The 7377-nt window shown below is 61.0% G+C and carries 6 protein-coding genes, 1 tRNA gene and 1 pseudogene; 5 read left to right on the top strand and 3 right to left on the bottom strand.

Translation table 11 applies throughout. From position 1 onward, the window contains the following. Positions 1-224: 224 nt before the first annotated feature. The 5 genes and pseudogenes from ACK1U9_RS22975 to ACK1U9_RS22955 all read left to right on the top strand — a co-directional run bounded on the left by ACK1U9_RS22975 (position 225) and on the right by ACK1U9_RS22955 (position 4442). Positions 225-1245: pseudogene (locus ACK1U9_RS22975) on the top strand (IS110 family transposase). Positions 1246-1606: 361 nt separating this feature from the next. Then, positions 1607-2575 carry a GTP 3',8-cyclase MoaA gene (locus ACK1U9_RS22970; protein WP_046616992.1) on the top strand — a complete coding sequence of 323 codons (969 nt, stop codon included), beginning with the start codon at positions 1607-1609 and terminating at the stop codon, positions 2573-2575. Positions 2576-2641: 66 nt separating this feature from the next. Further along, complete coding sequence (locus ACK1U9_RS22965) at positions 2642-3247, top strand: DUF4823 domain-containing protein (RefSeq protein WP_046616991.1); 606 nt, start codon at positions 2642-2644, stop codon at positions 3245-3247. Between the two features lie 10 nt (positions 3248-3257). Beyond that, positions 3258-3818 carry a DUF1285 domain-containing protein gene (locus ACK1U9_RS22960; RefSeq protein ID WP_023661447.1) on the top strand — a complete coding sequence of 187 codons (561 nt, stop codon included), beginning with the start codon at positions 3258-3260 and terminating at the stop codon, positions 3816-3818. A 207-nt stretch (positions 3819-4025) separates the two neighbouring features. After that, positions 4026-4442, top strand: coding sequence for a cupin domain-containing protein (locus ACK1U9_RS22955; RefSeq protein WP_046616989.1), 417 nt, complete (start codon positions 4026-4028; stop codon positions 4440-4442). On the opposite strand, the gene ACK1U9_RS22950 is transcribed toward ACK1U9_RS22955, so the two are convergent. The 3 genes from ACK1U9_RS22950 to ACK1U9_RS22940 all read right to left on the bottom strand — a co-directional run bounded on the left by ACK1U9_RS22950 (position 4415) and on the right by ACK1U9_RS22940 (position 7150). Continuing rightward, the gene (locus ACK1U9_RS22950; RefSeq protein WP_196173505.1) at positions 4415-5701 is read right to left on the bottom strand and encodes a nucleoside deaminase; all 1287 of its coding nucleotides are present in this window, start codon (positions 5699-5701) and stop codon (positions 4415-4417) included. The genes ACK1U9_RS22955 and ACK1U9_RS22950 overlap by 28 nt on opposite strands. Before the next feature lie 114 nt (positions 5702-5815). Continuing rightward, a tRNA-Asn gene (locus ACK1U9_RS22945) sits at positions 5816-5891 on the bottom strand. A gap of 62 nt (positions 5892-5953) precedes the next feature. Beyond that, a complete protein-coding gene (locus ACK1U9_RS22940; protein WP_085601473.1) occupies positions 5954-7150 on the bottom strand; it encodes an amino acid aminotransferase in 1197 nt (398 codons plus the stop codon). Positions 7151-7377 lie beyond the last annotated feature (227 nt).

The raw sequence follows: 7377 nt of genomic DNA, 5'->3' as shown, positions 1-7377 counted from the left end.
GGCAAGCCAGCTTGTGTCTTGAGAGGGGATTAGAATCTGAAGTGAGAGCGGTGAATGGCAAGCTGAATGCCAGAGGTGCCTTGAGCACGTGTGGGAGCACAAGCTGCCATTCACCGTTCCACTTTGGCGAGAGCCCGAACAGTTGGATGAGGACCTAATCTCGAACCACAAGCGTGGGCCACGCCAAAGCTCTCTCACACTGTTGAGTCTAGGAGGTTTTGGCGATGGCTTCCTTCTTGGGTATCGATGTTTCCAGTCTTTCCCTTGATGCACTGGTGCGGCCCCAGGACATCAGGATCAGTGTGCGCAACGATCCAGCGGGCTTTGAGGAACTGGTGAAGAGCCTTCGAGGGCTCAGCATCAAGCGTATCCTGCTGGAAGCTACAGGCGGCTACGAGCTTGATGTCATGCGCTTTCTCCAGAACGCCAGCTACAAGGTCATACGCGTGAACCCCAAGCGAGCCAGATCGTTCGCGGATTCCTTGGGTATCAAGGCCAAGACCGATGCCATCGACGCCGCAGTGCTGGCCCATTTCGCTGAGGTCATTCCAGACCAGCCAGCCCTGAAAACAAGCCCTGAAAGGGCCCTGTTACGGGAACTCCTTCAGCAGCGTGATCGCCTAGTCCAACAGCGAGATGACGATCGACGGCGCCTGAAGCAGGCCCAGTCAGCGATGGTCGCCAATTTCCTGAAAACCAATCTTCAGCACTTTGCATCGCAGATAAAGTTGGTGGAGCAAGCGATCAAGCGGCAGGCCACAGTGCTCAACGATGAACGGATAGCCAAACTGAACGAAGTCAAAGGCATCGGGATGGTAACCGCGACCAAGCTGGTAGCGCTCTTGCCGGAACTGGGGCACGTGGAGTCCCGGGAAATAGCCTCTTTGGTCGGTGTGGCCCCCTTCAATCACGACAGCGGAAAGTCCGTGGGCAAGCGCTTTATCTCAGGAGGCCGATTTGAGGTCAGGCGTGCGCTGTACATGGCGTGCCTGGTAGCGGTGAAACATAATCCAACGCTCAAAGCCCGATATGAGGCGCTGCGTGGGCGAGGGAAACTTGCCAAGGTTGCGCTTGTAGCCTGCATAAGAATCTTCATCGTGCGCCTCAATGCGATGCTCAGAACNGCGTGGGCGAGGGAAACTTGCCAAGGTTGCGCTTGTAGCCTGCATAAGAATCTTCATCGTGCGCCTCAATGCGATGCTCAGAACGGGCACGCCGTGGCTGGATGACTTACCGCAGCCATGAAAACATGGCGCAGATCACAGCGTGATCCCTGTGGGAGCGGGTTACCCGCGAAGAAGACACCGCGATGGATGGCACGGGCTTCGCCCGTGTTCGCGGGCAAGCCCGCTCCCACAGGGATCACGCCAGCTTTTAGAAATTGAGCAAGACAGTTGCTCCCACATGTACAGCGCAGATCTCAAGTGTTGCGCGATCCTGTGGGAGCTGGCTTGCCTGCGATGGGCTGCGCAGCAGCCCCATGACTGACATGCCTGCTTCCACAACAGCACGGCGACACCGACAGCGGCAAAAAGGATAGGGCTTGCAAAAACCTGATTTATGAGTCAGGTTTTGCCAGCCCCCATCATCCATGCCGGAGTCATTCATGATCGTCGATCGTCAAGGCAGGCGTTTTCGCAACCTGCGCGTCAGCCTGACGGCTGCCTGTAATTATGCCTGCACCTACTGCGTGCCAGACGGCAAGCGCCTGGTGGCAGCACAGGACGAACTGCCGGCGGATGCCCTGGCCCGTGGCGTGGCCTACCTGATCGAAGCCGCCGGCATCGAACGCTTGCGCATTACCGGCGGTGAGCCATTGGTCAGTCCGCGCCTGGATGCTTTCCTGGCCGCCGTGGCCAAGCTCGACCTTGACGATATCTCGCTGACTACCAATGGCCAGCTGTTGACGCGCAAGTTGCCCCAGTTGCAGGCGGCAGGTATCCGCCGATTGAACGTTTCCCTCGACACACTCGACCCACATGCCTTCCGCCGTATCGCCCGGGGCGGCGACCTGGCCAGTGTGCTGGCGGGTATGGAGCAGGCCAACGCCATGGGTATGCAGATCAAGGTGAACATGGTGCCGATGCGTGGGCACAACCTCGATCAGGTGCTGCCGCTGCTGGATTACTGCCTTGAGCGCGGCTTCGAACTGCGCTTCATCGAGCTCATGCGCATGGGCCACCTGGCCCGTGATCATAACGCCTTCTTGCAACAGTTCGTCGGCCTCGACCAGCTGCTCGCACTGATCGCTGGCAAGCATGCCTACGTTCAGGTCGACGCGCCGCTGGATGCCACCGCCTTGCGTTATGCGGTACCCGGCAAAGGCCACTTCGGGGTGATCGCCAACGAAAGCGTACCGTTCTGCCGCACCTGTTCGCGGCTGCGACTGTCCTCCACGGGTTGGCTGCACGGCTGCCTGTCGTCGGGCAATCGCCATTTCGTGGGCGACCTGCTGGAAAAACCGCGCCATCAGGCGCTGCCGGCCCTGCAGCGCCTGCTGGTCAAGGCCCTGGCAGACAAGCAGGACCTGGCGTTTTCCGGCGATGTGATGGTGATGAAGGTGATCGGCGGCTGAAGCTGGCGCAAAAGCTGCATCCGCCGGCTATTCGCCGGTTTTTCGTCGCCGGCCATTGGAGGAAAGATGCGTAGCCTGGTTTTGCTGCTGGCGCTGTTGGCGCTGGGCGGTTGCATGAATGTCAGCGATATGGGCGAGGGCGTCCGTTACCACATGAGCGATGCCGGTCTGTTGGACCACAGCGATACCCGCCGCACCCTGTCGATCCGCCTGCAGCCCGATTCGTTCATCTTCATCGGCCAGGGCGCATTCGTGCCCCCGGGCAAGGGGCCTGTGCCACGGCAGAACGCAGTGGCCGAACAGGCCTACAAGAGCTTCGTCGAGTATTTCCCACTGGTGCGCCGCGCCCAAGGGCCACTGGGCCTGGAAGAGGCCATCGCCCAGGCGCGTTCGGTGGGTGCCGACTACGTGCTGTATACCCGCTTCGCCCGCACCGACGACCGTATCGGCAATGGCGACGAGTGGTATGACGAACAGGCAGTCGACCGCCTGGGCTGGGACACCGGCGTGGTGCAGATGATGCTCATCGAAACCAGCACCCGCTACCTGATCGACACTGCGCGTATCAAGAGCCGTGGCGGTTTGTTGACGTTCCACGATAAAACCCCGGAGGATTTGCTTGGCGCGCCGATGCGCGAGTACGCTCGTAGCCTTCTGGGTATGAGTGAATGAGGCAAGCGTGATGAGCGATTCCGGCAAGGCCAATGATCTTCTGGCGCAGATCCCCAAAGCCAAGGGCCTGCCGCCGGTGCATCTGTGGAACCCGGACTTTTGCGGTGACATCGACATGCGCATCGCTCGTGATGGCACTTGGTACTACCTGGGTACGCCGATCGGCCGCAAGCCAATGGTGCGGCTGTTTTCCACCATCATCCGCCGCGATGGCGATGACTACTTCCTGATCACCCCGGTAGAGAAGGTGGGCATCCGCGTCGACGATGCGCCGTTCGTGGCTGTGGCGCTGGACGTGGAAGGTGAGGGTGAGCAGCAGGTGCTGCGCTTCACCAGCAATGTCGAGGACCAGGTCGAAGCCGGGCCGGCCAACCCGCTGCGCGTGGTGATCGACCCGGTCACGCAGGAGCCATCGCCGTATGTGCTGATGCGCAGCAACCTCGAGGCGCTGATTCATCGCAACGTGTTCTACCAGTTGGTAGAGCTGGCGGTACCGCGTGAGATCGATGGTGAAGAGTGGCTTGGGGTCTGGAGCCACGGTGAGTTCTATCCGATCGGGCGTAGCAGCTGAGATATCTGGTGCCTGCACCGGCCTTTTCGCGGGCTCGCCCGCTCCCACAGGGTTTTCTACAGGCTTCAAGGGTGTGGGAGCGAGCAAGCCCGCGAAGAGGCCGGTACAGGCAATGATCGGCCTCTTGGTTTTTCACCGAATTGGTCATTTGTCTCTCTGCCCCACAGGCCTAACCTGCAGGCGATTGCCATCCAGGAGAGGCCTCCCATGAAATCCCCTAGCATCATCCTTTTCGCCCTGCTCGCCGCTCAAACCCCTGCCTGGGCGCACGGCGACTCTGCCGACCAGGTCAAGGTCCTGCAGCAGCAACAACCCTCGAACGCCCCCGGCAAGAACGCCGTGATGCTCACCGTCAGCTACGCCCCCGGCCAGGCATCACCCGCGCATCAGCACCCGGGCGCAGTGATGGCCTACGTGCTGGAAGGGGCAGTGGTATCGAAGCTCGATAACGAGCCGGAGAAAACCTACAAGGCCGGTGAATATTGGTACGAAGCCCCGGGTACCGTGCACAGCGTGTCACGCAACGCCAGTCAGAAGCAGTCAGCCAAGTTGCTGGTCTGGAGTCTGGTGGATGAAGGCAGTGCGGTCACATTGCCCTATCCGGCAGCAGGCTCGGAGCGCTGAGCCTTCCCCAGCCGGATCGTCACTTCCTGTGTCAGGTTCGGGTCCAGTACCTGGCAAGGCGCGACCTGCGCGTTGCTTGTGTAGAACGGCGGCAGGTTTCGCGCCAGTCGAGCAACGTCCCTGGCAGTGCAGCCTGTTGGCAGCAATACATATTGCAGGCTTGAGGGGAAGGACGGCGCGGTATGCCGTTCCATGGTGGAGCCATAGGCGCCAAGGGTCATGACCGCCTCGCTGCCGGCCGGGTCCGGAAAACGGAGCAGGACGAATGTGCAGTAACGGGGGTGGGTGAGATGCTGGTGTGCTTCGTCGCGGACCTGTGGGTCGTCATGGTTCATCAGGTTCCAGCGTAACGCGGCGTAGCTGCGAGTGGTTTCCATGAACGCAGTGCGAATGGGGGAGCGCGTTTCGTCACCGCCCAGGCAGGCCAGCAGATTGCCGAATGGGTCCAGCAAGGCTACGGCGTTGCACGTATCTGCCGCGAGAGCTGTGTCGACCAATGGCTCGGCCAGTTCAATGCCGGGCAGGCGAGGGTCTGCACTTTTGATGCGCAGGCTCCATGGGCTCAAGCCCGCCAGGGCCTGGCGTACCAAGCTTCGGCTGGGTAGGGTGATAGGGTCTTTCAGGGCAGATGGCGGGAGGCCGGCGTTGCTGCTTTCGTCGTGCACGTGATTCACGCTGGCCTCGAACAACGAACGGGTAAGGCACATCGTTGCGGCGTCGATGCGTTCGCCGGCATAGATCGGCCCTTGCGTCGGCCCGACATAGTCGCGATCAAAAGGGCTGCCGACAGCATAGTAGCCCCACGTGGCTTGCGCGCGCAGACGAAGTGCGGTCGGCAGGCCGGGGAATTCGAAGCGACCGTCATGATTGATGCCGGCAAAGGTGTCGAGCGCACTTACGGCAACATTGAAGCCGGCAGTCAGCAAGGCGCCTGCGCACATGGCGCAGGGGTCGAGCGTGGTGATGACGGTCAGTTCATGGGTGGGGGGGAGGGCAAGGCGCTGCTGGTTGTCGAAATACCAGTCCACCAACCGGCGCTCACCATGCCCCGTTGGGTCGTGGAGCCTGAATGCGGGTTGCGCCTCGCTGGCAGAGGGCTCCAGCACGCGGTTGTGCAGGGCGACCAATACCTTGCCAGTGGCATTTTCGATGATGCAGCCACCCACGGCGAACGTTGCTTGTCGGCTTGCCAGGAGGGCCTGGTTGGCGGCGATTGCTACCGCTTGCTGAGCGTTCTGGGTGAAATCGTTGGCTTTCATGCTTGCCTGCGCTCGTCGAGGGGTCTCGGACGATACAGCAGCCGTGGGCTGGCATGAGAGGATAAGTGCAACAAAAAACCTCCAGTGCTTGCGCATCTGGAGGTTTTCAATGTTTGGCTCCGCGACCTGGACTCGAACCAGGGACCCAATGATTAACAGTCATTTGCTCTACCGACTGAGCTATCGCGGAATCTGTGCGTATCTTACTGATTGCCCAGGGGAAGTCAAGCCACCCCTAGGCAAAACAATGAGTTACAGCACCTGCACGATAGCTTTGGTCACCACGTGGATGTTGCTCTGGTTCAGCGCGGCCACGGCGATGCGGCCGGTGTCCAGCGCATAGATGCCGAACTCGTTCTTCAGGCGGGCGACCTGCTCTACGGTCAGGCCCGAGTACGAGAACATGCCAACCTGGCGGCCAACGAAGCTGAAGTCGCGGTTGGCGCCATATTCGGCCAGCAGCGAAACCATCTGCTTGCGCATGCCGTGGATGCGCTCGCGCATTTCGGCCAGCTCGGTTTCCCACATCTGGCGCAGTTCGGGGCTGTTCAGCACGGTGGCAACGATGGTTGCACCGTGGGTCGGCGGGTTGGAGTAGGTGGTGCGGATCACGCGCTTGACCTGCGACAGCACGCGAGTGCTCTCGTCCTTGGAGGCGGTGACGATCGACAGCGCACCGACGCGCTCGCCGTACAGCGAGAACGACTTGGAGAACGAACTGGACACGAAGAACTCCAGGCCCGACTCGGCGAACAGGCGCACGGCGAAGGCGTCTTCGGCGATGCCGTCACCGAAGCCCTGGTAGGCCATGTCGAGGAACGGCACGTGGCCCTTGGCCTTGACCACTTCCAGAACGTTTTTCCAGTCGTTCAGGTTCAGGTCGACGCCGGTCGGGTTGTGGCAGCAGGCATGCAGTACCACGATCGAGCCGGACGGCAGGTTGTTCAGGTCTTCGAGCATGCCGGCGCGGTTGACGTCGTTGGTCGGCGCGTCGTAGTAGCGGTAGTTCTGCACCGGGAAGCCGGCCGATTCGAACAGCGCGCGGTGGTTTTCCCAGCTCGGGTCGCTGATGGCAACCACGGCTTCAGGCGACACACGCTTGAGGAAGTCGGCACCAATCTTCAGCGCGCCGGTACCACCGACGGCCTGCACGGTAACCACGCGGCCGGCGGCCAGTAGTGGCGACTCGGCGCCGAACAGCAGCTTTTGTACAGCCTGGTCGTAGGTGGCGATGCCGTCGATCGGCAGGTAGCCGCGCGAAGCGTGCTGGGCGGCACGCTGGGTTTCGGCTTCGATCACGGCGCGCAGCAGCGGAATGCGGCCTTCCTCATTGCAGTACACGCCCACGCCCAGGTTGACCTTGTCGGTACGTGGGTCGGCGTTGAATGCTTCGTTGAGGCCCAGAATAGGGTCGCGGGGTGCCAGCTCGACAGCGGAAAACAGGCTCATTGTTACCTTGGCTCTGATTGGAGTGTGATAGGACGTACACGCTCCAGCCCGAATGCACTGAAGCGGTGCACAAACGGGGAGTCAGTATAGTGATACCGACCGGTCACCGCGACAGTCCGGCGTCGCTTTTCCAGTCATTTGCGCAAATATTTTTCGACCATTGGTCTAATTGCCGGGTCCACCGTAACAAGCGCTCACAGCTGTGCCTTGAAAGCGCCCCCCGGCGG

Source organism: Pseudomonas sp. XP1, assembly GCF_053557675.1.
The sequence above is the reverse complement of the archived record's forward strand: the minus strand, read 5'-3'. Positions and strand labels throughout refer to the sequence as shown.

Bases quoted from the DNA above. Each gene is read 5' to 3' on its own strand.
- ACK1U9_RS22970 (WP_046616992.1), top strand. From the start codon at position 1,607: ATGATCGTCGATCGTCAAGGCAGGCGTTTTCGCAACCTGCGCGTCAGC.
- ACK1U9_RS22965 (WP_046616991.1), top strand. From the start codon at position 2,642: ATGCGTAGCCTGGTTTTGCTGCTGGCGCTGTTGGCGCTGGGCGGTTGC.
- ACK1U9_RS22960 (WP_023661447.1), top strand. From the start codon at position 3,258: ATGAGCGATTCCGGCAAGGCCAATGATCTTCTGGCGCAGATCCCCAAA.
- ACK1U9_RS22955 (WP_046616989.1), top strand. From the start codon at position 4,026: ATGAAATCCCCTAGCATCATCCTTTTCGCCCTGCTCGCCGCTCAAACC.
- ACK1U9_RS22950 (WP_196173505.1), bottom strand. From the start codon at position 5,701: ATGAAAGCCAACGATTTCACCCAGAACGCTCAGCAAGCGGTAGCAATC.
- ACK1U9_RS22940 (WP_085601473.1), bottom strand. From the start codon at position 7,150: ATGAGCCTGTTTTCCGCTGTCGAGCTGGCACCCCGCGACCCTATTCTG.